Origin of the sequence: Brachybacterium timonense, from assembly GCF_900258505.1 — a bacterium.
Lineage (GTDB): Bacteria > Actinomycetota > Actinomycetes > Actinomycetales > Dermabacteraceae > Brachybacterium > Brachybacterium timonense.
Window position 1 is genome coordinate 1160609 of sequence record NZ_LT984895.1, and the last position, 23767, is coordinate 1184375.

The window sequence follows — 23767 nt, forward strand, 5'->3', positions numbered from 1 at the left end:
GCTCTCGACGAGCTGCGATTGTCGCGATCGCACATCTGCGGGTGGTCGTGGGAAGAGTATGCATCAGGGGGTCGGTCTTTCTCACAAATGCACGAGTTCGAATGACGTCGCTCCGAGAGCCTCAGTTCAGTAATCCTCGGAGAGCTCGGGCCAGTCCCGGACCAGGTGTGCCTCGAGCGCCCGGTGGCGGAAACTGTAGTTCGCTCCGCGGTTGATGAGCCCGCGGGTCGCATCCAGCCGCTTGGCGAAGGAGGCGACCTGCGTGGAGTTGGAGTAGCCCATCTCGGAGGCGATGTTCTTCAGCGCCCGCTCCTCGGGGGCCAGTGTCGCCATCGCTTGGATCATCTGCGCCTCCTTCTCCGGGAGACGCTCGAGGATCCGCTCGACGTGGTCCCGCGCCTCGCGCTTGGCCGTCTGCCAGCCACGCAGCACCTGGGCCCTGGTGATGACCTCCGAGTCCCCGGCGTACCAGGCGTGGTAGCCGGCCAGCTGGAACAGGAACGGCTCGCCCTGGCACAGGTCCAGGATTGCGTCACGCGCAGCAGGTTCCATGCCTATGCGCATCGTGCCGCCCTGCTCGTCCGGCACGGGCCAGCCGTCGAGGACGAAGGACTGTAGTGCCATCTCGAGGTCCTCGTCGCTCAACGGGGAGAGCACTCTGCGGTCGAATCGGCGTCCGAAGGTGGCACCGCGCCGGGCGGAGGCCATGTCCCAGAAGTCCGGCAGACCTGTGAGGTAGACGGCGATCGGCAGGTAGCGCTCGATGACCATGTTCGAGGCCGTCGTGACGCCGATCTTCTTTGAGGTGACGTCCCCGAGAATGATGAGCAGCTGCGAGAGCACCGCGGGGTCGGTGATGTTCTGGACCTCGTCGAGGTGGATCAGGACGACAGTGTCCTTCCGGTGCGCCGCGGCCTCGCCGATGCGGATCATCAGCTCGCGCAGGGCTGCGAATGCCTCCGGCGTCTCTTGCTCGCGCATTGCCACAGACACCCCCTTGGCTGAGATCGAGGTGACGCGGGCGAGCAGGTTGCCGATCTTCGTGTCGGCCTTGCTGAAGCCGATCTCGCCGGACAGGTCCAGGAGCGCGCTGGCGAGGATCGCGAGCGGATCGGCTCCGAGAGGGATCCGCAACTGGCCGGTGACGAGATCCCCGCGCTCCTTCGCGTTCTCGGTGATGTAGCCGACGAGCGTCGACTTGCCGAGCCCGGCCTCCGCGAGGATAAGGCGGGGGCGTTCGGGGAGCCCGTCCACTCTGCGCGGGCGCACGATATCCACCCAGTCGTTGACCTCATCGTGCCGACCGGCCCAGATCGGCGGAACGACATCTGGCTGGGTGCTGAAGGGGCAGTCCACGGATCGGCGCATGCTGTTAAGGTTAACAAGAGCCGCGCTCGTTGTTAAGGTTAACGAGACTCTTCGGCCGAGCTAACGTTAACGGGCGAGTGCGCGGTCTCCAGAGTTGGCATCCTTACAGCATGGCTCAGAGCATCTCTGTCACCCTCGATGACCACTATGCGCGCTTCGTCGCCGAGGAAGTCGCCTCAGGGCGCTACCGGCCGCCACCTCGGCCGGGTCTGGACAGAGTCTTGCTTTGAAGATCTCTCCGGTCTGGACGTCCATCGCATGCGCCACGACGCTGCGGGCATGCACATCCAGACCAACACTCGTACGCTCGGTAAACAACCGGGGCCTCCCACGTATGTCGGAAAGGCCAGACAGGCCCACCCTGTCCGGCAACCCACGCATCGTTGCGCGGTGAGGCCCCGGCCTGCCAGAGCCCTCACCCCAATCCGGGGCCACCCATACCGTCTAGGCTGGGCCCATGTCCACCCCGCCCTGTGCGCCGGGCAGTGATGCCCGTATCGATCTGCATGCCCATTCCACGTGGTCCGATGGCACGTGCAGTGTGCCAGAGCTCTTCGCGCAAGCCCGGGCGGCGCAGCTCGACGTGCTCGCTCTGACGGATCACGACACCGTGCGCGGCTGGGCCGAGCTGCCTGCGGCTGTTGCGGCGAGTGGCGTCGTCGCGGTGCCGGGGATCGAGGTGTCTGCCGAGCATGACGATCTCAGCGTGCATGTTCTCGCCCTGCTGGTGGACCCGTCCGAGTCCACCGAGCTGGCGTCGGAACTGGCTCAGGCGCGGCGCTCGCGTGGCGAGCGTGCACAGCGCATGGTCGAGCTCATCAGCCAGGACCATCCGATCACCTGGCAGGATGTCCTGGACCAGGTGGGCGATAACGACACCACGATCGGACGGCCGCATATCGCCGACGCGCTGGTCGCAGCCGGGATCGTACCGGACCGCTCGGCGGCGTTCCACACGCTGCTGCGCTCCGACAGCCCCTACTACGTGCGCCACTACGCCCCGTCGCCCGGCCGCGCTGTAGAAGTGATCGTGCGCGCCGGCGGCGCCGCGATCGCGGCCCATCCCGCGTCCGGGATGCGGGGCACTGCGGTGCCGCATGACCTCCTGCACGAGATGATCGATGCCGGGCTCGCCGGCATTGAGGTCGATCACCGCGAGCACGATGAGGCTGCCCGCGCTGAGCTACGCGCCCTGGCCGATCGAGAAGGACTGCTGGTCACAGGCGGAAGCGACTATCATGGATCGGGCAAGCCGAACCGGCTCGGAGAGCATCTCACCGGCGGGGAGGTCCTTGACACGCTCCTGGCCCTTGCCCGCAGCACCACCGAGGTCATCCTTCCGTGAATCTGATTGATCTGCCGTTCTTCGCGAGTGTCTTCGTCACGCTGTTCGTGATCATTGACCCGCCCGGCATCATCCCGATCTTCATGGCGCTGACCGCCACGATGACTCACACGCAGCGCCAACGCGTCGCCGCCATGGCCGTGGGCGTGGCCGTGCTGATCATCAGCGTATTCGCTGTGTTCGGCAGGCTGATCCTCACCTACATGCACATCTCGCTGCCGGCGCTGCAGTTCTCGGGTGGTCTTCTCCTGTTGCTCATCGCGCTGCAGCTGCTGGCCGGCAAAGAGGAAGAGATGGGCGGCAGTGAGGGCGTCAACGTGGCCCTTGTTCCCCTGGGCATGCCATTGCTGGGCGGCCCGGGCGCGATCGTGGCCGTCATGCTGTTCGCCGAGCAGGCCGAGGGGCGCACCAGTCACGTCGTGGCGATGGTGCTCGCGCTGATCGCCATGGCCGTGCTCATGTATGTGTTCATGCGCTTCTCCGGGGTGATCGCCCGGGTGCTGGGCCGCGGCGGCGTCACGCTCGTCACCCGTATCTCCGGCGTGCTGCTGGCCGCGATCTCCACCCAGATGATCTTCGACTCGCTACAGCAGGTGCTCACGGAGTGGGGCATCATCCCCGCCTGAATACCCGCCTGAGAGCTGCGATCAGAGTCTCAGCCCGAGACGTCGCCCGTGCCGGAGGCGCCACTCTCAGAGCCGGTCGATGGCTGTGCCGACGAACCGCCTCGACCGCGACCACCGCGCCCGCGACCGCCACGGGAACGACGCCGACGCGTCGGCCCGTTGCCAGAACCGGTTGACGACTCGCCACCCGCTGGCGGCGCCGACTCGGAACCGCTCTCGTGGGGGGAGGCCCCGTTGCCCTGCGAGGAGACGACCTCGCCCGCTACCCGCTTGGTGCGCCGACGGTTGCGACGACGCCTCGGCTTCTCCTCCGAGCGCGCTCCTTCCCCATCCCGACGGGCGGATCCTTCAGAGCGGCCGGCCCCACGGGAACCCGAACGCGACCGCCCACCAGCGCGCTCGCGACGGGACTCGGGGCCGCCCAGATCCTCGATCTGCTCAGCATGCAGGCCCGCACGGGTACGAGCCTCCTTGGGCAGCGTGCCCTTCGTGCCCTCGGGGATGTCCAGGTCGGTGAACAGGTGCTCGGAGGTGGAGTAGGTCTCCACGGCTTCCGTGGACTCCATGCCGAGCTGTCGGGCGATCAGCGCCCAGCGGGCCAGATCCTCCCAGTCCACGAAGGTGACAGCCGTGCCCTTCCTCCCCGCGCGGCCGGTGCGGCCGGTGCGATGCAGATAGGTCTTGTCATCATCGGGGCAGTTCCAGTTCACCACGTGGGTGACGTCCTCGACGTCGATGCCGCGGGCCGCGACGTCGGTGGCGACGAGCACGTCGATCTTGCCGTGGCGGAAGGCGCGCAGCGCCTGCTCGCGAGCGCCCTGCGAGAGGTCGCCGTGCAGGGGAGCCGCAGCGAAGCCGCGCGAAGCCAGATCCTCGGCCACGCGATCCGCTTGGCGTTTAGTGCGCATGAACACGATCGTCAGACCGCGGCCACGAGCCTGCAGCAGACGTGCCATCACCTCGATTTTGTCGAGCTGGTGAGCGCGGTAGACCACCTGTTTGATGTCTGCCTTCGTGCGGGACTCGTCACCGGGGTCGTGGGCGCGAATATGCGTGGGACGATCCATGAAACGTCGCGCAAGAGCGAGGATCGGGCCGGGCATGGTGGCGGAGAACAGCATCGTCTGACGCTTCGCGGGCACACCGCGCAGGATCGTCTCGATGTCCTCCAGGAAGCCCAGGTCGAGCATTTCGTCGGCCTCATCAAGCACCGCAGTGCGCACATGCGAGAGGTCCAGGTGCTTCTGGCGCATCAGATCGATGAGACGGCCCGGAGTGCCCACCACGATGTCCACGCCCTTGGCGAGTGCTTCGATCTGCGGCTCATAGGCGCGGCCGCCATAGACGGTGAGCACGCGCACCGGACGCTTCGCGGAAGCATCCTGCAGATCCTGCGCGACCTGCACGGCAAGCTCGCGCGTGGGCAGCACCACGAGCCCCTGGGGCTTGCCGAGCTCACGCCCGTCGGGATTGTCCTCCCCAGGCGCCACGGTGGCCTGCAGCATCGGGATGCCGAAGCCGAGGGTCTTGCCGGTACCGGTCTTCGCCTGGCCGATGATGTCGCGGCCACGCAGCGCCACCGGCAGGGTCATTGCCTGGATGGGGAAAGGGGTGACGATACCTTTGGCGGCAAGTGCCTGAACGATGTCGGGGCGCACGTCGAAGTCGGCAAAGGTGCGCTCGGCGGGGACCTCGGCAGCGACGGCGGTTTCGGTAGCGCCGACGTGAGCGGCGATGGGTTCGGGGGCGCCGGAGCTCTGCTCGACGGCGGCGGCCTCGGGGGTGTGCTGGCTGGTTTCGGGCACAGTTCAACTCTCTGATCTCGGATATGCCCTGCCATGGTAGCCCGGCACAGGACGCCCGCCCCGTATGCCGCCCGGCGGCGCGAGAGGAGTCACGCCAGCAGCACGGGCACGCTCACCGCCGTGGAACACCCAGCGCTGCGGGACGCTCGAGCTGTGGCCATCAGCCAGCTTTGGCCGGTGAGCCCTCGGTCACTGTTCGCCGTCTGCAGGGTCCTGGTCTAAACGGCCACTCCGGCTGTTCCGCTCGTTCTGACGCGGGTCGGCAGGGGGCTCACCGCCGGCATCGCTCGCAGGCCACGGATGCGCGGGATCCGTCGGCGTCACGCGCTCCTGGTCGGGAACAGACTCGCCTTCATCCTGGTGGATCGGCGAATCAGGCGTGGGCTCACCCTCCGGCGGGCGCAACTCGGCGTGCTCAGCAGGCATCTGATGGCGAGACACCGACACGGAGACAAGCCCGAGACCACCCATCACGATGTCGTCGTAGGAAATGAGGTCACCGGTGGACCGGTCGAAGTGCAGCAGACGCGCGGTGAGGTCCCGCGGCTTACCGCCGGCGAGCACGGGGCGCACACCGCCGCTGGCGAGTGCGCCACCCGTGGAGCCCACGACCATCCAGTCGGTGCCGCTGCCATCGCGGTCCAGATGCACCTCAGAGGTGTGCATATGCCCGGACAGCACCAGATCAGTGCGCCCGAGCAGGCCAGCAGGCTCACTGGGATCATGGATCAGCGCGACGTCCACAGGGGAATCGGGGTGGGCGTTGTTGTAGTCCTCAATGGTGTCGCCTAGTTGGAAACCGGACGCTTTGACTGCTTCCTTCCCCTCACGCCAGCCGCCAGCGTCGGAGTCGTCGTCGGCCGCAAAACGCGGATCACCGATGCCCGCGATGGTCAGACCTTCCACCTCGGTCACCTCATTATCGAGCACGATGCCATTGGGCTGGTTCTCGACCATCGAGGCGGTGGCGGCGCCGTCATGGTTGCCCTTGATGTATACGTACGGCACATTCAGGCGGCCGACGGCACTGAGCAGATCGTTCTCCCAGCTCGTTCCCCACGAGACGATGTCACCGGTGTCGATCACGAGATCCAGGTCGAACTGGTTGTCCAGTTGTTCGATCACGTCGAAGGCCTGCACGTTGTCGTGAATATCGGAGACGTGCAGCACGGTGACGACGTCCTCATCGGAGAAACCGGCCGGCAGCTGATCGGCAGCGATGTAGAGCGCGGAGACCTGCCCCACGAACTCGGCGAGGATCGAGCGGTAGTTCGCGTAGTTCACCACAGTGCCCTGGCCCAGATCCGCCACGTAGGCGGCCTGTGACAGGAGCCCGTCGAACCGCGGCTGGTTCAGCGACTCGGGGCGGAACGTGGCGGTCGTCAGCGCTGCGCTGCCCAGGACCACGCCAGCAGCGACACCGCCGGCGATCAGCGATCGGCGTGTGCGGCGGAAAGCCAGCGCGACGGCGACGCCGGCGCCGAGCGTCGCGAACAGGGTGTTCAGTGCTGCGTTGGTTGCAGCAGCAGAAGTGATCGCGTTCGGCGCCGTGGACTCGAGCTCGGCCAGGGCATCATCCGAGTACAGAAGCTCCTCGGCCTTGCCGATATCGACCCCTGTCACCCGCGCCTCAATACGCACCGGGGCACGGTGAGAGTCGAAAATGACCTCGCCAGCCGGCGGCAAGAGAATTGCGGTGTCGGACGCGAAGGAGGGGCGCAGATGCACAGTCGCTGTCAGGGGGCCGACGGTCGTCTGCGTGGCCGGAACCAGGGCGATGCCGATGGCTGCGCCGATGAGCGCTACGAGAACGGTGAGCAGCAGCTGCAGCGCGCGCAGGCGGCGGCGGGGCCAGCGCTTCGGTGCTGCAGCATCGTCGGCGGTGCGCTCAGAAGCACTCACAGCGTGCAGAAGGGGGCGGGCTCAGCCCAGGAAGCCGACGCGACGCGGTTCGTCGCTGCCGACCTCGATGTAGGCGACCTTCGCGCCCGGCACGATCACCGTGCGGCCGCGCGCATCCTTCATCGCGATGGTGCTGCCTTCGTCCACACAGGTACGCAGGGTCTCGGTGACCGCCTCGGCGGCGTCGTCGGACTCGATCACAATCTCCCGCGGGGAGTGCTGGATGCCGATGCGGATCTCCACTGGTGTCCTTCCCATCGCTGTGCCGGGCTGACGGTGCTGAGCGCGTCACAAGCCCGTCGTTCGTGTCTGCGTAGCGAGTGTAACGGGGCTCCCACTCCGACGGTGCGTTGGCCGATAGCTGCTCGCCCCGCCGGTGGTCGCCACGTGGGGTGGGTCAGCCTGGGGATACCTCACCGGCCACGCGCGGTTCGTCCAACGGCGCGAATCCCGTCAGACCGCGGACGATCAGGCTCGTGGTGACCGTGACGATCTGGTGACGTTGCTCAGGAGAGACGGACTCATCGAGCATCACGGCGGTGGCCTGGGTGAGGCCGAGGATGGCGCGGCCGAGCACGCGAGCTTGCTCGTGGTCGATCTGGCGGGAGTCAGTCAGCACTTTCGCGAGTGCAACCGAGCCCTGGTCGAGGATCTCGCTCACCCGCTGCTGCACCTCCGGCGAGATGGTCTCGTGGCCGGTGAACAGACGCAGCGTGTTGTCCAGGCGCACCACGTCGTAGAACTTCGCGATGCCGTGGCGGACGCGCTCTTCAGTGGAGCCGGGGATCGTTCCGAGCGCTACCACTGAATTCAGCAGCCGCTTCCCGGTGATCTCGATCACCACGCCGTACAGCTCCTCTTTTGAGGAGAAATGCTGGTACAGCACAGGTTTGGTGACCCCAGCCGCGCCCGCAATGTCGTCCATGGAGGTGCCCTGGAATCCGCGCTCGATGAACAGCTCCGTGGCGAGTTCGAGAAGTTGGGCTCGACGCTGTTCGCGCGGCATACGGGGCGTTGACGCCATAGGGACCTCCGGGCGGCAGGGCCCCGGTGGCAGTACGGGAGCCCAGCAAAATCGTGGACAACAGACACAGTGCGTGCGGCAAGTCTAGGGCTGTCGGGCTCCTTCCCGGACCGGCGCATCGTCTGTCGGACGGCGATGATCGAATAGGACCCGTTGCACGCGCAGCCGTCACGATGTGGAACGCAGGCACGATGCGGAGCGCAGGAAGGAGAGCTGCCGGTGGTACCCAGGTCACGAACACGTCGAACGGGCCTGTCGGAGCGGATTCGCCTGGTCGCACCGGATCGTGAGGCAGCATGGATGCTCCTGTCGCCGGACGAGCTCGACCACGACCAGCTGCGAGCGCTCGAGCTGTTCCGCGCCGGGCGCAGCGTTCTCGTGCACGGAGCACCACGCAGCGGGCGAACCACGGTGGTGCTCGCCGCCGCTGACGTTCGACCTGCTGGCATAACCCACGCTGCGGCTGAGGGCGAGGTGATCGTGCTGGCTCCTCGCCGCTCCCTCGCCGCTCATCTGCAGAACATCCTGGGTGCGCACAGCCGGGCTCACGTGAGGGTGATGACGCCAGCGGCCTTCGCCTTCGCACTCATCAGGGACGCCGAGGTTCACGCCGGTCGGCCCGAACCCTCACTCGTGACCGGCGCAGAGCAGGACGCGCTCCTGGCCGAGCTGATCAGTGCTCGCCATGGCTGGCATCTGAAGGCGGATCCCGCAGCCCGTCAGCTTCCCGGGTTCCGGACACAGCTGCGTGAGACAGTGACGCGGGCCGGCGACCTTGGGCTCACCCCCCGGCGCTTAGCAGAACTGGGCGAGCTCCACGCGCGCCCGGCGTGGGTCGATGCCGCCGACCTGCTCGAGGACTATCTGGGAGTGCTCGACCTCGAATCAGCGACGGCGCTGGATGCGGGCCGACGGCTCGACTCAGGCAGTCTTGTGCGCCAGGCCGCGCGCCGTGCGGAGGGCGGCGCGACACGGCTGCCCCGGCGCGTGATCGTCGACGATGCCCAGGACATGACCTCCGCCGCTGTTGACCTGCTCAGTGCACTCGTGCGCGCCGGATCCCAGGTGCTCGTGACCAGCAGCCCGGATCAGGCAGTTGAGAGCTTTCGCGGGGGCGTGCCGCACGCCAGCCGTCTCTGGGCGGACGCACTGGGGGACCAGGTGGACGAGGTCACCCTGACCGCCACCACCCGTAGCGATGCCCGCATCACCTATCTGGTGAGCGGACTGCGAGGGCGGCTCCCGCTGGCCGGTGCCCCGGCAACCACACGTCGAAGCCCCCAGACGCAGGCGGAAAACACCGACGATGGCTCCGCGGCAGCCGAGCCGCTGACGGCCGCGGGAGTCGCGACCGCGCTCGCCGTGGATGACGCTGAACAGGCACGGTTCATCGCCAACGCCCTGCGCCATGTCCATCACGATGACCAGGTCCCCTACGACGAGATGGCGGTCATCTGCCGCTCTGGCGCCGCCGTGGATCGTCTCGCGGACCACCTCACTCGAGCCGGGCTGCCGGTGCGCACCCCCCGACGGCTCGGCGCACTGCGCGACGAACAGGTGATCGCAGACCTTCTTGACCTCGTCGAGATCGCGGTGTCCTGTGCAGACCGCGCGTCGGATAGCGAGGGCACCGAGCCTGATCCGCAGCATGCCCTGCGGCTGCTGCGCGGACCCTTCGGCGATGCGGATGCGCTACGCCTGAGGCGGGTCCGGCGAGACCTGCTCGATGCGTCACGCCATGGCGCACCTGAGCCCTCACGTGATGCACAACCGCACCCGCCGGTGGACTCTGCCCGGCTGCTCGCCCGTGCCCTGGTGCGCGAGAACATCCCCGGTCTGCTGCCTGCTGACCATGCAGACCGCCGCACCGCACCGGTGCACCGGCTGCGCGCCATGATCCGCGCCGCACGCCGTGCCGCCGCGGACGGTCCTGCCCAGACCCTGTGGGCAGCCTGGGACGCGGCCGGGCTCTCCTCCGGCTGGCAGCGGGCGGCCGTCGAGACCGGCACCGAGGCGCAGGCCTCGCGTGCGCGCCTGATCGGCCGTCGCTTAGATGCACTCACGGCACTGTTCGCCGTATGCGAGCGGTTCGTCGAACGCAGGCCCCAGGCCGACGTCCAGGACCTCATCGATCACGTGCGCAGCCAGGCCATCCCCGAAGACACGCTCGCCCCGACTGCGCAGCGCCGCGGCCTGGTCGATGTGCTGACACCCGCCCAGCTCGCCGGCCTGAGCCGTGACACCGTTGTGCTTGCCGGGCTGCAGGAGGGGGCCTGGCCGAACCTGCAAATCCGCTCGAGCGTCTTCGGCGCCGAGCAGCTGGCGCTCGCCGATGCCGCGCAGCATCCGTTGAGCCTGCCCGAGGTGCGCGCGGCGCAACGTCACAGCGTGCTTGCCGACGAACTACGCCTCGCGGTCAGCGCCATGTCGCGGGCGCGTCGCCGCGTACTCGTGACCGCCGTGGATGGTGCGGATCTCAGTCCGTCGGCCCTCTTCACCGCGATCGAACGCGCCGCCGTGCAGCACGCAGAGCCGTGGGTCGATCCCGCGGTGCTCACCAGTGACCCCGGGCCGTCTCCCGACGCGCGACGCCTGGTCGCGGCGCTGCGTCGCACGCTGCACACCGGCAGCGACGACCGTGCCCGGGATGCGGCCGCCCAACTCGCCCTGCTCGCCCGCGCCGGGGCGCCCGGAACAGACCCCGATGCCTGGTACCACCAGCGCCCCAGTAGCACCGAACCGCTGCGCGTACCGGGGGCTGCACTGCGACTGTCCCCATCGGCACTCGACCTCGCGCACCAGTGCCCGGTGGCGTGGCTGCTCGAACGCTCCGGCGGCAGCCGCGCTCCCTCCCCATCGCAGGCCATCGGAACGGCACTGCACGCTCTGGCCCAGCAGCATCCGCATCCCACACCCGAGCAGATCCCTGACCTGCTCGCCGAGCTCCACGCCCGGCTGCGCCCTCTGCGCCTGGAGGCCACCTGGAGCGGCCGACGCACACGTGAACAGGCGGATGCGGCGGCGCGCAGTCTGCTCGGTTATGTGGCAGCAACGCCTGCCCCCCTGGCGGTCGAAGCGCCGTTTGCGATCGACCTGGACGGTGTGCACCTGCGCGGAAGCATCGACAGGATCGACGGCGATGCCGCGAGCGTGCGCGTGATCGACTTCAAAACGGGGCGACGCGCGAAGAGCGCCCGACAGGCCGAGGAGGACCTTCAGCTCGCCGCATATCAGGCGGCGGTGCGCGACGGAGCCATCGATGACACCCTCGGCGGCGGTGCCGGCGAACGCCTCGCAGGGGCATCGCTCGTGTATGTCGGCACGGGCACCCGTAAGGCGGCAGTGCGCACCCAGACCGCGCTGCCCAGTGCCGAGGTCCCGGACTGGTTCGACCGGATCGTGGCGCAGGTGGGGGAGAGCCTCGCCGATGCACAGGTGCAGGCGCGCCGCTGCGGCCACTGCGACCTGTGCGCGGTGCGCACATCCTGCCCCCTGCAGACGGAAGGAGCGCAGCTGTGAATTCACCGTCACCGCACCTGAGCGCGGCGCAGGTTGCGGACCTGCTGCAGCAGCCAGCACCGACCGATGAGCAGGTGGCGATCATCGAAGCGCCGTTGGAACCGATGCTCGTGGTCGCCGGCGCCGGATCCGGTAAGACGGAGACGATGGCCTCGCGCGTGGTCTGGCTGATCGCCAACGAGATCGTTCGCCCCCGTGACGTCCTGGGCCTCACCTTCACCAGGAAAGCCGCTCACGAGCTCGCCGAACGTATCGGTGCACGCCTTGCCGCCCTCACCGGTGTACTGCGCACCAACGGGATGCCCGTGCCCGACGGCCTCTCCCGCAGCGAGGACGACGTGATCGGCGAGCGACCCGTGGTCCACACCTACAACGGGTTCGCCCTCGACCTGGTGATGGAACACGCCCTCGCGATCGGCCTCGATTCCGAGCTGACCATGATGTCGGCCTCTGCCGCCTGGCAGCTTGCGCACGAACTCGTCGAAGCCTGGGACGCCCCGGCCACCACCACGGCATCAGCCGCCACCCTCACGGCGGCCGTGATCTCGCTGACCTCCTCACTCGCCGACCATCTGCGCACGCCCGCCGAGCTGCGCGATGAGCTGGAGGCAATGCGGCATCACCTCACCTCCATCCCGCTCCAGGCGGAAGGCCGAAAGCGCACGGCACCACCGGCCGTCGCCACGACACTCACCGGACTGGAAGCACGCCTGGACCTCGTGGATCTCCTCGAGGCGTTCACCGCCGAGCGGATGCGCAGCGGCCGACTCGACTTCGCCGACCAAGTGGCCCTCGCTGCACGGATCGCACGCGAGGTACCAGCTGCGCGCGACCTCGCCCGCACCCAGCACCGCGTCGTGCTGCTCGACGAGTTCCAGGACACCTCTGTGGCCCAGCTGCAACTGCTCGCCGACCTGTTCGGTGCTGGGCATCCCGCGATCGCCGTCGGCGACCCCCAGCAGGCCATCTACGGATGGCGCGGCGCCTCCGCCGCGTCCCTGGCATCCTTCACCCGCGCCTTCGCCACCGAGCAACCGGTGACGCAGCGCACGCTGTCCACCTCCTGGCGCAATGACCAGGCCGTGCTCGCCCTCGCCAACCGGATCGCCCAGCCTCTGCGCAACGCCGCCGCCGGTCTGCGCGTGCCAGAGCTGCGGGCACGCCCCGGCGCTGGCGAAGGTGCGGTCGAGATCTGCGAGGCGGCCGACACCCAGCGCGAGGCACAAGCCATCGCAGCCTGGATCCAGCGGTGCCGCGACACGGCTGAGCCTGACGCACCCCTGAGCGCAGCGGTGCTCGTGCGAGCGCGACGGCAGATCCCCGTGATCGCCCAGGAACTGGAGGCAGCCGGTCTCAGCGTCGACGTGGTGGGGCTCGGTGGTCTGTTGCACCGGCCCGCCGTCGCCGATGTTCGTGCCCTGCTGACCTGCGCACATGATCCGTCTCGCGGGGATGCCCTGATGCGCCTGCTCACCGGTCCGCGGATCCGACTGGGGGCTCGTGATCTGGCGGTGCTCGGAGCCTGGACGTCCCATCTCGGCTCCCGTCGCCGCGCCGGTTCCGGTGCACCTGACCCGTCGGCCCCGCCCGATGACGCTGATCAGGTCACCCTGGTTGATGGGCTCGACGATCTCCCACCCGAGGACTGGACCGACCGCGACGGTCGTTCCCTCAGCGCCACGGCCCGGCGCCGACTCGCCATCCTCCAGAAACACCTGCGAGACATCCGGCGGCTGTTGCCCCTGCCGCTGCCGGACCTCATCACCGCTGCGGTACAGGCTCTGGATGTGGATCTTGCCGTCCTGAATAGAGAAGACGACACCACAGGCGCCCATGGCCGCCGCGCGCTTGCCGACCTCGATGCCCTGCGTGACCACGCTGCCGCCTTCGCCCGCACAGCCCGTAGCGCGGACCTGGGTGCATGGCTGGACCTGCTCGAAATCAGCGAGGACCGTGAAGCCGGGCTCAGCGTGGGGGAGCAGCATGCGGTCCCGGATCCCGCCGCCGTCACCGTGGTGACCATGCACTCCGCCAAAGGCCTGGAATGGGATCTCGTGGCAATCGCCGGGCTCACGGAGGGATCGGTGCCCTCCTACGATCTGCGCCGAGCGCGCGCCGACGACACGGGCCGCGTACGGGTTCCCGATAGCGGGTGGCTCGGCCCGCTCGCTGATGCCACTGTGCCCACGGCGCTGCGCGGCGACGCCGACACACTGCCGGAGCTCGCCTGGGCTCAGGCTGACACACAGGTCGACGCGGAGCGGATCCTTCAGGACTGGTATCTGGCCAGCGGCGAGGAATCCCTGCTGGAGGACAGGCGTCTGATGTATGTCGCGATCACCCGTGCGCGTCGGCGGCTTCTGCTGACCTCAGCCGCGTGGCGCGAGGGGCTGTCCACCGCTCGCCCACGCTCCCGTTACCTCCAGGAAGCGCTCGACCTGGTTCCCGAACGGTTCCGCACGAGCGAGACGATCCCGGAGGAGAACCCCCTCGACGCGGCCCCGCGCATCGCTCTGTGGCCGCCCGAGACGGGGGCGGCCGAGCAGGCGCGTGACCGCGCCTCCGACCTGCTTTTCGAGGCTCTGCGCGCTCCCGCGGTGGCGCCGGAGGAACCCGTGCGGCGGGTGCTGGCGGACCTCGCCGCTCGCACCGCACGCCACGACGTGCCGATGCCCGTGCAGCAGTCTGCCTCTCGACTCGTGCGCCTGGTCGATGACCCCGAGGCCGCGGCGCTCGCGCTTCTGCGCCCCGTGCCGCGTCGCCCCTCACCTGCTGCGCGTCGCGGCAGCGCCTTCCACGCCTGGCTCGAGCACAGGTGGAGCGACGCAGCTCTGCTGGATCTCGAGGACCTCGACGACCTCACCGATCTCGAACCGGATGACCCGGATGCGCCCTCCCTGGAGGAGCTGCGCCGTGCCTTCACGGATTCGTCCTGGTCCGGGCGAACGCCGATCGCCGTCGAACGCAGCGTGCAGGTGCAGCTCGGTCCCTTCATGGTCCGAGGTGTCATCGATGCGGTGTTTGCGGATCCTGACGGCACCGACGGACCCGATGGGGTGATCATCGTGGACTGGAAGACGGGGCACGCACCGCCGCCCGCACGGCGCCGCGCGCTCGCACTGCAGCTATCCGTGTACCGGCTCGCCTGGCATCAGATCACGGGGCTGCCCCTTGAGCGGATCCGCACCGCGTTCCACTACGTGCCAGACTCACGCACCATCGAGGTGAGCGACCACCCCTCCGTCGACGAGATCCTCGACCACCTCGGCGAGTTCCCGTCCGCATGAGGGGCACTGGCCCGAAGCACGTCCTCGGACGCAGTGAGGGAAGCGGCCCGAGGTGATGCGCGCCGGGTCGTCCCGGTCGAGCCTGGCGCTGCGTCGGTGCCCCAGCCGGTCCGGGTGAGTGTGCGCTGGGATCAGCTGGGGTTCACGTCCATATCGTCATAGGTGCGCTCGGCCTGCTCGCGTGCAAGCTGCGCGAGGTCGTTGTCGAGGTCAGCCAGCATCTCCTGGGCGTCGGCGATGATCTCCTCATCCTCCGCGTCCACTCCATGCAGCAGCCAGGACAGCACCGCGAACTCACCGAGGGCCTGCGCCCGTTCCATCAGACGTGGATGTGGCACCGTCGGCAGCTCCTGCCGATATCCGGCGTAGACGGCGTCGAAGGAATCCGAGTCCAGCCCGGTGATCAGCCACGCGAGGTCCTGCGCCGGATCGCCGATGTGCGCTGAACTCCAGTCGCGTACCGCCCGGACGCGGTCCCCGTCGAAGAACAGCGCATCCTCGGACAGATCCCCGTGGACGAACTGAGAGGAGTGGTTCCACAGCTCGTCATCCTCGAGCAGACGCTCCCAGCGCTGCGCCACGGCAGTGGGCAGCAGCTCTGCCTCCTGGGCGCGCTGACAGCGCTGTCGATGCCCCTCTCGCAGCACTTCTGCGCTGAACGTCTCCGCCCCGGTGGCTTCCGCTGCGTACCGCGGCACCGCATGGATCCGCGCGATGGCTCCGCCCAGACTGCGGGCGAGAGCGCTGTCGGCACTGACCGCGTCGAGCGTGAGCGGGATGCCGTCGGGGGCTGCTGTCACGCAGGCGCGGCCACCATCGGGCAGCTTCACGGAGCCCAGCACGGGCGGGACCACGGCACGCAAGGACGTGCCCAGCAGCGACTCCGACACATGCAGGTCCTGCTCAAGAGCCGCGCCTGCGGCTGCGGTCACCGGAGCGGTCACGATGACTCGACGACCGTCCTCGCCCACGACGCCTGCGCACTCGAGCCCCTCGAGGGGAGCGGTCAGCGTGGTGGTCTGCTGCGGAACCAGACCGGGGACCGCGGCGACCGCCAGAGCCGCCAGGGCGTAGGAATTGCGTTGCACGCGCTCCACCGTACCGTCCCTGATGGAGCACTCCTCGTAGGCTCGGCCCATGATACGGATTCGCGGCCCTCACCTGAGCACCCCGCTGTCGGTGCTCATCTCTGCACGGGATGCCCTGGCTCGGCGCGATGCTGACCAGCCCGGCCCCGACGCGCTCTACCTGCCCACCCGGTCAGGCGCGGTGGCGCTATCTGAGCGGTACGACGGCCGCCTGGGCCTTGCCGTCGAGGATGCCGACCCCCGCCGTGGTGGGCGGGCTGTCGCGGTGTTGCTCGGACGCTTCGAGAACCGCCCCCTGTATGGCGTGGAGCTGCTGGAGATCCGCGAGGAGATCGACGATCCGGGGCGCGATCTGCGTGACCTGCGGCACTGTGCGGAACGGATCGCCCCCGGCGACCTCGACCTGGCGCTCGCCGCAGTGGCCATGGGGGCGTGGCATCGCTCGATGCGTGCCTGCACCGACTGTGGTGGGCCGCTCGTGCCGGAGCAGGGCGGCTGGGTGCTGTGCTGTGAGACCGACGGCCGCGAGCATTTCCCGCGCACCGATCCGGCCGTGATCATGGCGGTGCGCGATAGCCAGGATCGTCTTCTGCTCGCTCAGGGAGCTGGCTTCCGGGGCCGTTTCCATTCCGTCCTCGCCGGCTTCGTTGAACCGGGGGAGACCGCTGAGGCGGCTGTGGCTCGTGAGACCGCGGAGGAAACAGGTATCACGGTGGAGAGCGTCGAGTACGTCGGCTCCCAGCCGTGGCCCTTCCCGCGCACCCTCATGCTCGGTTTTCGCGCGTGGGCGCCTGGAGCAGCCGAGCTGCGCCTCCAGGATGAGGAGATCGTGCGCGCCCGCTGGTTCAGTCGTGACGAGCTGGCGGCAGCGCTCGCCGATGGCACCGTGGAGCTGCCCGGCACTGCCTCGCTGGGGCGCGCCCTGATCCGTGACTGGTATGAGGCCGACGGGCGCAGTCTGGGCGAGCACTGAACCGCAGCGGCGCCCAACCCACTGCGCAGCCGGTTCTCCCGACGCCGGTCCACCGCGTAACCGCTGTGGTGGAGAAGTGCGTCGTGGCGTCCGCATCGGGACATCCCTCCGCCATGCAATCGCGTACTCCTCCACAGGCGCCGGTGCTCCACAGCGTGTCCGCGACGGCTCGTGTGTCGGCGTCTCCTGGCAGGATGAAGAGCGTGAGCACACCGGAAAGCGCTAGACCCCTCGCCGCTGCACCGCCCGTTCCCGGGGGCGACCCGGAGGCGATCCTCGCTGCCCTGGATCCTGAACAACGGCAGGTCGCCACGACGTTCGGGCAGCCGGTGTGTGTGCTCGCTGGCGCGGGCACCGGCAAGACTCGCGCGATTACGCACCGGATCGCATATGGCGTCACCACCGGACAGCTGAACCCGCGCCACGTGCTCGCCGTGACGTTCACAACGAAGGCGGCCGCAGAGATGCGCTCGCGCCTGCGGGACCTGGGTGTCCCCGCCGTGCAGGCCCGCACCTTCCACGCGGCGGCGCTGCGCCAGCTGCGCCATTTCTGGCCGCGTGCGATCGGTGGGGGAGTGCCTGAGCTGCTGCCGAACCCGTTCGCCGGCATCGGCGAGGCATGCCGACGCCTGCATCTGAGTGTGGATCGCGCCGCGCTGCGCGACATCGTGGATGAGATCGCGTGGGCGCGCGTGGGCATGGTCACCCCGGAGGCCTACCCGGAGGCCGCCGAGCGCGCGCGACGCAGTGGCGTCGCCGGATTCGAGGCGCGCACGATCAGCCGCATCATGACGCAGTACGAAGAGGTCAAGAAGGAACGCGGCGTCATCGACTTCGACGACGTTCTCCTGCACATGGTGGGAATTCTCTCCGAGCGTCCAGACATCGCACGCGAGGTGCGCAGCCAGTACCGCCACTTCGTGGTTGACGAATACCAGGACGTCTCGACCCTGCAGCACGCGCTCCTGCGGCTGTGGCTCGGGCCCGGGGATGACCTGTGCGTGGTGGGAGACGCCGCCCAGACCATCTACACCTTCGCCGGTGCCCGCTCCGGCTACTTGTTGCGTTTCGGTAAGGAGTTCCCGCGCGCTGCGACGATCCGCCTTGAGCGCAACTACCGTTCCACTCCGCAGATTGTGCGTCTGGCCAACACCGTGCTGGACGCAGCCCGCGGCGCCACGCTGCAGCATCGCCTCACCCTCGTTGCCCAGCGGGAGGATGGCCCTGCCCCCGGCATCGAGTCCTTCCCGGACGATCCCGCTGAGGCGCAGGGCGTTGCCGATCGCATCGCCGAGCTCATCGAGCAGGGGCGATCCGCCTCTCAGATCGCGATCCTGTTCCGCACCAACAGCCAGTCAGAAGCGTTCGAAGATGCACTGACCGCCCGCGGCATCGGCTATCTTGTGCGCGGCGGCGACCGCTTCTTCGAACGTCAGGAGGTGCGCCGCGCAATGGTGGCGCTGCGCGCGGCCGCCCGGCTGGAAACCGATGACGTGCCGCGCACTGTCCGGGATGTCCTCTCTCAACTCGGGTGGTCGCCGCAGGAACCCTCCACGACGGGTGCGATCCGTGAGCAGTGGGACTCGTTGAACGCCCTCGTGGGGCTCGCCGATGTGATCGCGGCGCGGCCCGGCGCAGGAATGAACGACCTGGTGCAGGAGCTCGAGGAGCGCGCCGAGGCGCAGTCCGCTCCCGAGGTGGATGGCGTCACCCTCGCATCCGTGCACGCGGCGAAGGGCCTTGAATGGCCCGCGGTGTTCCTCGTCGGCGCGAGCGAGGGACTGATGCCCATTTCGATGGCGAAGACAGCCGCTCAGGTCGAGGAGGAGCGGCGCCTGTTCTACGTGGCACTCACACGCGCCCGTGACGAGCTGACCATCACCTGGGCTGCAGCACGCACCCCCGGGGCACGGGGCAGCCGCAAGCCCACTCGCTTCCTCGACGGCATCAGCGACCATCCGTCGAACGGCGGATCACCCTCGCCGCATTCGAGGCGCACAGGTCGCCGCACCGCGACCACGTACACCTCCTGCCGCGTCTGCGCGAAGGGGCTCGAGACGCCGCGCGAACAGCGCCGTGGCCGCTGCGATACCTGCCCGCCACTGGCCTCCGAGTCCCTCATGGACGAGCTGCGCCTGTGGCGGCGTGAGAAGTCACGTGAGCTCGCCGCACCGGCGTACACGGTCTTCACCGACGCGACCCTGGAGGCCATCGCCGAGCGCAGGCCCGCGACCGACGACGAGCTGCTCGTCGTGCCCGGCATTGGACCTGCCAAGCTCGAGCGCTTCGGAGAAGACATCCTCGACCTCCTGCGGAACGCACCGGACAACGGCGACAACAGTGCAGGTCAAAAATAAGATGCCGAGCCCGTGCGGGTGGGCTAAACTCATCCCGTCCATCGTCCACGTCGCAGCTCGGGAAACCGGGAGGCGCGCATGAGAAAGGAGGTGTCGCCGTGATCATCAGGAACTACAGGATCGTGAGCGCTCTGCATACCCGCAGCGCCCTGTCCGCGGTCATCGGCACCCTCCCGGGTGCGCCGATCCCCGTGCGGCAGCGGCCCGCCAACGCGGAGCTCCCGTAGCCGATCCTGACGGTGCCGCCGACGATCTGACGAGCTCAGCCTCGCTGCGTCGCGGCACTGTCACCGCGACCCCGCCCCTTCGGGCACGTTCCACGACGACCGTGAAGCAGCGAGACGATGACGACCACAGCATTCCCCACCATCACCCGCACCATGCGCGCGCAGCAGAGTCTGCCGTGCCGTGACGAGAACGCCGCCGCGCTCTTCTTCTCCGAGCGCCCATCCGACCTCGAAGCAGCGAAGGAACTCTGCATCGGATGCCCGCTGCAGAACGCCTGCCGCCAAGGCGCGATTGACCGCGCCGAGCCCTGGGGCGTCTGGGGCGGCGCGATTTTCGAATCCGGGCGGATCATTGCGGTCAAGCGCGGCCGCGGCCGGCCTCGCAAGCAGCAGGCCGCCTGAGACGCCAGGAGGGGCGCCCCGAACGTTCGGGGCGCCCCTCCATGCTGGTGTCGCCGTTCTCTCAGCGGCTCGCAACGCGGCCAACTGCGGCGACGCGGTCGACGCTCAGCGTGACGACCGGTTCACTGATCGTGGGCGCTCAGGCCTTGCCCAGGATGCGGTTGAGCTTGGTGCCGCACTCCGGGCACACAGCCTTCGCCATGCGGCGGTTGTTGGAGACAACGACATCGCCCTGCGCCTCGCGCTTCTCGCGGCATTTCACGCAGTAGAACTCACCGCTGTAGGTCTCGTCAGCCATGGGGACTCCTCAGATTGTGGGTGGGGGTGTGCGCGTGCGCTGGCGCAACACGGGCCCGGCCACTCTACGGCGCCTGACCAGCATGGACGAATCGACAATGAGTCCCGATAGGCGACGGCCCGACGCACGCTTCGGGTCAGGAGGCCACAAGGCCGAGGAAGTGCGTGCGTCGGGCCGATGTCATCAGCCGTCTCTCAGGCCGTGAAGCCCCAGGGGCGCTCAGCACCACGCGCACCTTCCCCGTGTGCGTCCTGCTAGTTATCCCGGGGCTTCACGTGCTGGGAAACTTAGTCCCCGCGGAGCACACGGGTCAAAGCCGCGTGGGGGATGAGCTGTGGACAACCCGGCCATCTGCTGTGGACAGGCGGGGGGAGACGGTGTGGCCGCTGTGGATACAGTCGCACTCGGTACGATGAACAGTCGTTGACCACGACGGATGCCGTGCACAGCTGTGGACGAGGAAAGAATCCGACCAGTTTTCTGAGAGGACCCCCACATGCAGCGTCTGACCCACTATCCGGACGCTGAAGGTCCCGCTGGGGAACGGGTTCTCGTGCGGCGTTCGAGTCGGCGGCGGCGCACCGTGGACATCACGCGCCGCAACGGTGAGCTCATCGTGTCGATCCCCGACCGTTTCAGCGCGCGCGAGGAACGCGAGTGGGTGCAACGGATGATCGAGCGCCTCGCCGCGAAGGAGCGCCGCGCGGGAACGGCGCACCGCAGTGACGATGACTTGCAGCGTCTCGCAGACGATCTCTCCGGCCGCTTCCTCGATGGACGCGCCCGACCCCACGCGGTGCGGTGGTCTGGCCGCCAAGAGCGCCGCTGGGGATCATGCACACCAAGCACGGGGGAGATCCGGTTGTCCACCCGCCTGCAGGGCATGCCGGCATATGTGATCGAATCCGTGCTCGTTCATGAGCTTGCGCACCTACTCGAACCCGGACACGGGCCCGGGCACCGAGCTCTCACTGATCGCTACCCGCACACGGAACGCGCCGATGCCTTCCTCGCGGGTGTCGTGTGGGCACGGGATATGCCGGTCGAGGCATCGCAGCCAGGCGCCGAGTGTGAGAACGACGCCGACGTCGATGACCCCTTTTCCGCCGGCGCCGGTGACGCCGCGTCCGCCGACGTCGACCACCTCGCGTCCGCCGACGTCGACCACCTCGCGTCCGCCGACGTCGACCACCTCGCGTCCGCCGACGGCGATCAGCTGGAATGAGTCGGGCCCGCTCCGTGCTCCGCGATGACACCGGCCAGGAGATCAAGCTTCCCCGGCATGTCCGCCACGGTGCCGTCCGGCAGATGAGCCGTCGAGCGCGCAGGACCGCCGCTGATCAGTGGCCACGGCATCCAGCGCGCCACGGGGGCTTCCGTGCTGACCCCCAGGGGCTGCTGTGCTGCGGCGTGAGGGGTACGCAGAAGGAACTGCACATCCCAATGCTCGCGGCATGCCCCAAACGCCGCGGAAAGCCAGTGCCGGTGCAGCAGCGCGGGTCCCCGCACGACGGCCAACAGGTCTCGCAGACCCAGCTCCTCAGCGACCTCACGGCGTGCGGAGCTCTCCAGATCGGGGTCCGCAGGCTCAATGTGACCGCCGGGCTGGACCCAGAACTGCCCTTTGGCATGCCACAGCAGCGCGACGTGCTCGATCGGCGCATCCACCACGACGGCGCTCGCCGTGAGATGAATCGGTCCGCCGTCGCGATGCAACGCCCGCGGGTTCTGTTCGAGCAGGTCGAGGTAACGAGCGCGGTCAGCGTCTCGGATCGCGGGGGAGGACGCTGCGCTGAGCTCAGCAGCAGCTGCCCGAATGCTGGTCATGCGGCAGGCGTCGGCCCGGAACCGGACTCATCCGACTCATCCGGATCCTCTGGTGCGTCCGGATCGATCGGCCTCCGCGCATCGTTCGGATCGTTCGGCCCCTCCGAGCCGCGTGCGCCCGAAGCGTTCCGTTCACGCAGACCGCCCTGTTCGTCCTCCATCGGCGCCGACTCGGCATTCTCTCCCGAGAGCAGCCGTTCGAGCTCCGCATCGAAGTCAGCGGGGAACTCCACATCGGCGAGCGACCCCGGCGCATCCGCGCTCGCGCGCGCAGTCCCGCCGCCATCGGTGATCGACGCGGCGTCGGGGGAGGGGGAGACCTGGTCCCGTGGTGCCTGAGGCGCCCCGGAGAGCACATCAGAGCCGGGCAGCAGATCCGGGTGCTCCCACACCGCGTCCCGGCCCTGCATGCCCTCCGTAGCCAGCACACTCTCCCACCATGCGAGCGCCTCGCGCACGCGGCGTGGACGCAGTTCGATGCCGACGGTCTGAGCCAGCATCTGCTCGGCCGGGCTGCCTGTTGCGCGGCGACGCCGCACCACCTCACGCAACGCCTCGATCTGCGGCAGTTTCCCCTCGAGAGCCTGCGCCGTGACGTGATCCACCCAGGACTCGATCAGTGCGAGCGTGGTCGCAAGCTCCTCGAGCGCCCGGTCCTGCGCGGCACGCCGCGTGAAGACGAACAACTCGTCCGGTCGCTTCGCCTGCATGGCGGACGGGTCCGACAGGTCGAGGTCCCGCACCATCTCATCCAGCGCATCCAGGTCCAGGGTGATGCCCCGCGCGTAGTCATCGATCGCGGAGAACAGGGCCCGACGCAGCCACGGGTGCGCAGCGAACAGCGCGGTATGCGCGAGCTCGCGGGTGACCAGGAAGATCCGGGCCGCGGCTGGGTCCAGGCTGTGCTCGCGCACCAGGTCATCGATGTTCAGCGCCACCACCGCGGCCTCGCCTTCGCGGCCCAGAGGAAGCGACAGGTCGGTGGTGCCGCACACCTCGCGCGCCAGCGCCCCGATCGCGTACCCGAACTGCACCCCGAACATGGTGCCGCCCACGCGCTCCATCATCGCCGCGGGATCGCCCGGTATCGGCATCGGTGCGGACTGCATCTGCGCGGCGATCGCCTCACCGATCGCGCCCGCCATGTACTGCGCGACAGGTTCCACGATCGACTGCCACCGCGGCAGCGTGCGGGCCAGCCAGGTGCCGCGGCTGTACACACCGAGCTCAGTGGCAGGCAGATCGATCGACAGCACCGGATCCAGCCAGAGCCGCGCCACGCCCTCCGCCTCGCGAAGCGCTTTCAGCTGTGCATCGGTGGGACCCGGGTCCCCTGGGGTCCCCGACGGCTCCGGAAGCCCTGGCACTGTGGTCGACGATACGGCGGTCTGCCGCGCCACATCCTGTGCGAGCTTCCAGTTCACCGGACCGTCCCCGGAACTTGCGAACAGATGCTGCATCTGCATCGCGGCAGCCCTCAGCTGCGCGGGATCCTGCGGCAGATTCGCCTGCTGTGCCAGCTGTGACAGATCCATGCCCTCGAGCGCTTCTTCCGGAAGTGCCCCTCCGAACGCCTCGCGCAGGAACCGCCGCAGGTTCTCCTCCTCCGGGCTTCCTGAGCCCGGCGTGCTTGCGCCGCTGTTCATGGTTCGCCTCCTGGATGCTGCGTGCCGCTGTGGCGTCCCGTGGGGACGTCGGTGCGGCGTGCCGTCGATTGCG

Annotated in this window: 19 protein-coding genes; 10 read left to right on the plus strand and 9 right to left on the minus strand. The window is 68.7% G+C overall.

Annotation, left to right across the window (positions count from 1 at the left end; all coding sequences use genetic code 11):
* Positions 1–126 precede the first annotated feature (126 nt).
* Positions 127–1368 carry a P-loop NTPase family protein gene (locus tag C8271_RS05045; RefSeq protein WP_106506386.1) on the minus strand — a complete coding sequence of 414 codons (1242 nt, stop codon included), beginning with the start codon at positions 1366–1368 and terminating at the stop codon, positions 127–129.
* Between the two features lie 110 nt (positions 1369–1478).
* Between C8271_RS05045 and C8271_RS05050 the strand changes: the two genes are divergently transcribed.
* The 3 genes from C8271_RS05050 (at position 1479) to C8271_RS05065 (ending at position 3339) form a co-directional block, all read left to right on the plus strand.
* Positions 1479–1598, plus strand: a complete 120-nt coding sequence (locus C8271_RS05050; protein ID WP_138774527.1) for a type II toxin-antitoxin system ParD family antitoxin — start codon at positions 1479–1481, stop codon at positions 1596–1598.
* Positions 1599–1825: 227 nt separating this feature from the next.
* On the plus strand, positions 1826–2713 hold the full coding sequence (locus tag C8271_RS05060) for a PHP domain-containing protein (RefSeq protein ID WP_106506388.1): 888 nt from the start codon (positions 1826–1828) through the stop codon (positions 2711–2713).
* The gene (locus tag C8271_RS05065) at positions 2710–3339 is read left to right on the plus strand and encodes a MarC family protein (RefSeq protein ID WP_106506389.1); all 630 of its coding nucleotides are present in this window, start codon (positions 2710–2712) and stop codon (positions 3337–3339) included. The genes C8271_RS05060 and C8271_RS05065 overlap by 4 nt, the downstream gene beginning before the upstream one ends.
* 29 nt (positions 3340–3368) lie before the next feature.
* On the opposite strand, the gene C8271_RS05070 is transcribed toward C8271_RS05065, so the two are convergent.
* The 4 genes from C8271_RS05070 to C8271_RS05085 form a co-directional block, all read right to left on the minus strand.
* Positions 3369–5144, minus strand: coding sequence for a DEAD/DEAH box helicase (locus C8271_RS05070; RefSeq protein WP_106506390.1), 1776 nt, complete (start codon positions 5142–5144; stop codon positions 3369–3371).
* Positions 5145–5333: 189 nt separating this feature from the next.
* Positions 5334–7046 (minus strand): metallophosphoesterase family protein, encoded by a 1713-nt coding sequence (locus C8271_RS05075; RefSeq protein WP_106506391.1) that lies wholly within the window; start codon positions 7044–7046, stop codon positions 5334–5336.
* A 21-nt stretch (positions 7047–7067) separates the two neighbouring features.
* Positions 7068–7289, minus strand: coding sequence for a DUF3107 domain-containing protein (locus C8271_RS05080; RefSeq protein WP_106506392.1), 222 nt, complete (start codon positions 7287–7289; stop codon positions 7068–7070).
* A 154-nt stretch (positions 7290–7443) separates the two neighbouring features.
* Positions 7444–8070, minus strand: coding sequence for a TetR/AcrR family transcriptional regulator (locus tag C8271_RS05085; RefSeq protein ID WP_106506393.1), 627 nt, complete (start codon positions 8068–8070; stop codon positions 7444–7446).
* Between the two features lie 300 nt (positions 8071–8370).
* Here C8271_RS05085 and C8271_RS05090 point away from each other — a divergent pair, with 300 nt between their 5' ends.
* Both C8271_RS05090 and C8271_RS05095 read left to right on the plus strand, forming a co-directional pair.
* Positions 8371–11589 (plus strand): UrvD/REP family ATP-dependent DNA helicase, encoded by a 3219-nt coding sequence (locus C8271_RS05090; RefSeq protein ID WP_106507890.1) that lies wholly within the window; start codon positions 8371–8373, stop codon positions 11587–11589.
* Positions 11586–14876 (plus strand): ATP-dependent helicase, encoded by a 3291-nt coding sequence (locus C8271_RS05095; protein WP_106506394.1) that lies wholly within the window; start codon positions 11586–11588, stop codon positions 14874–14876. The genes C8271_RS05090 and C8271_RS05095 overlap by 4 nt, the downstream gene beginning before the upstream one ends.
* A gap of 131 nt (positions 14877–15007) precedes the next feature.
* Here C8271_RS05095 and C8271_RS05100 read toward each other — a convergent pair whose 3' ends face one another.
* The gene (locus tag C8271_RS05100) at positions 15008–15964 is read right to left on the minus strand and encodes a phosphotransferase (RefSeq protein ID WP_106507891.1); all 957 of its coding nucleotides are present in this window, start codon (positions 15962–15964) and stop codon (positions 15008–15010) included.
* A gap of 49 nt (positions 15965–16013) precedes the next feature.
* Between C8271_RS05100 and nudC the strand changes: the two genes are divergently transcribed.
* The 4 genes from nudC to C8271_RS05115 all read left to right on the plus strand — a co-directional run bounded on the left by nudC (position 16014) and on the right by C8271_RS05115 (position 19923).
* Positions 16014–16937: an NAD(+) diphosphatase gene (gene nudC, locus C8271_RS05105; protein ID WP_106506395.1), complete on the plus strand. Its 924-nt coding sequence runs from the start codon at positions 16014–16016 to the stop codon at positions 16935–16937.
* Between the two features lie 194 nt (positions 16938–17131).
* Entirely contained in the window at positions 17132–19294 is a 2163-nt protein-coding gene (locus C8271_RS05110; RefSeq protein ID WP_106506396.1) for an ATP-dependent DNA helicase UvrD2, read from the plus strand.
* 98 nt (positions 19295–19392) lie between these two features.
* Positions 19393–19521 (plus strand): hypothetical protein, encoded by a 129-nt coding sequence (locus C8271_RS14290; protein WP_281260359.1) that lies wholly within the window; start codon positions 19393–19395, stop codon positions 19519–19521.
* A gap of 117 nt (positions 19522–19638) precedes the next feature.
* Positions 19639–19923, plus strand: coding sequence for a WhiB family transcriptional regulator (locus C8271_RS05115; protein ID WP_106506397.1), 285 nt, complete (start codon positions 19639–19641; stop codon positions 19921–19923).
* A 139-nt stretch (positions 19924–20062) separates the two neighbouring features.
* Here C8271_RS05115 and C8271_RS05120 read toward each other — a convergent pair whose 3' ends face one another.
* A complete protein-coding gene (locus C8271_RS05120) occupies positions 20063–20221 on the minus strand; it encodes a DUF5679 domain-containing protein (protein WP_106506398.1) in 159 nt (52 codons plus the stop codon).
* 496 nt (positions 20222–20717) lie between these two features.
* On the opposite strand from C8271_RS05120, the gene C8271_RS05125 reads away from it, so the two are divergent.
* On the plus strand, positions 20718–21446 hold the full coding sequence (locus C8271_RS05125; RefSeq protein WP_212591325.1) for a M48 metallopeptidase family protein: 729 nt from the start codon (positions 20718–20720) through the stop codon (positions 21444–21446).
* Here the strand turns inward: C8271_RS05125 and C8271_RS05135 are convergent.
* Both C8271_RS05135 and C8271_RS05140 read right to left on the minus strand, forming a co-directional pair.
* Positions 21434–22048, minus strand: coding sequence for an NUDIX domain-containing protein (locus C8271_RS05135; protein ID WP_106506399.1), 615 nt, complete (start codon positions 22046–22048; stop codon positions 21434–21436). The two genes, C8271_RS05125 and C8271_RS05135, sit on opposite strands and share 13 nt — an antisense overlap.
* The gene (locus tag C8271_RS05140) at positions 22045–23694 is read right to left on the minus strand and encodes a zinc-dependent metalloprotease (protein WP_106506400.1); all 1650 of its coding nucleotides are present in this window, start codon (positions 23692–23694) and stop codon (positions 22045–22047) included. Before C8271_RS05140 ends, C8271_RS05135 begins: the two co-directional genes overlap by 4 nt.
* Positions 23695–23767: the final 73 nt, after the last annotated feature.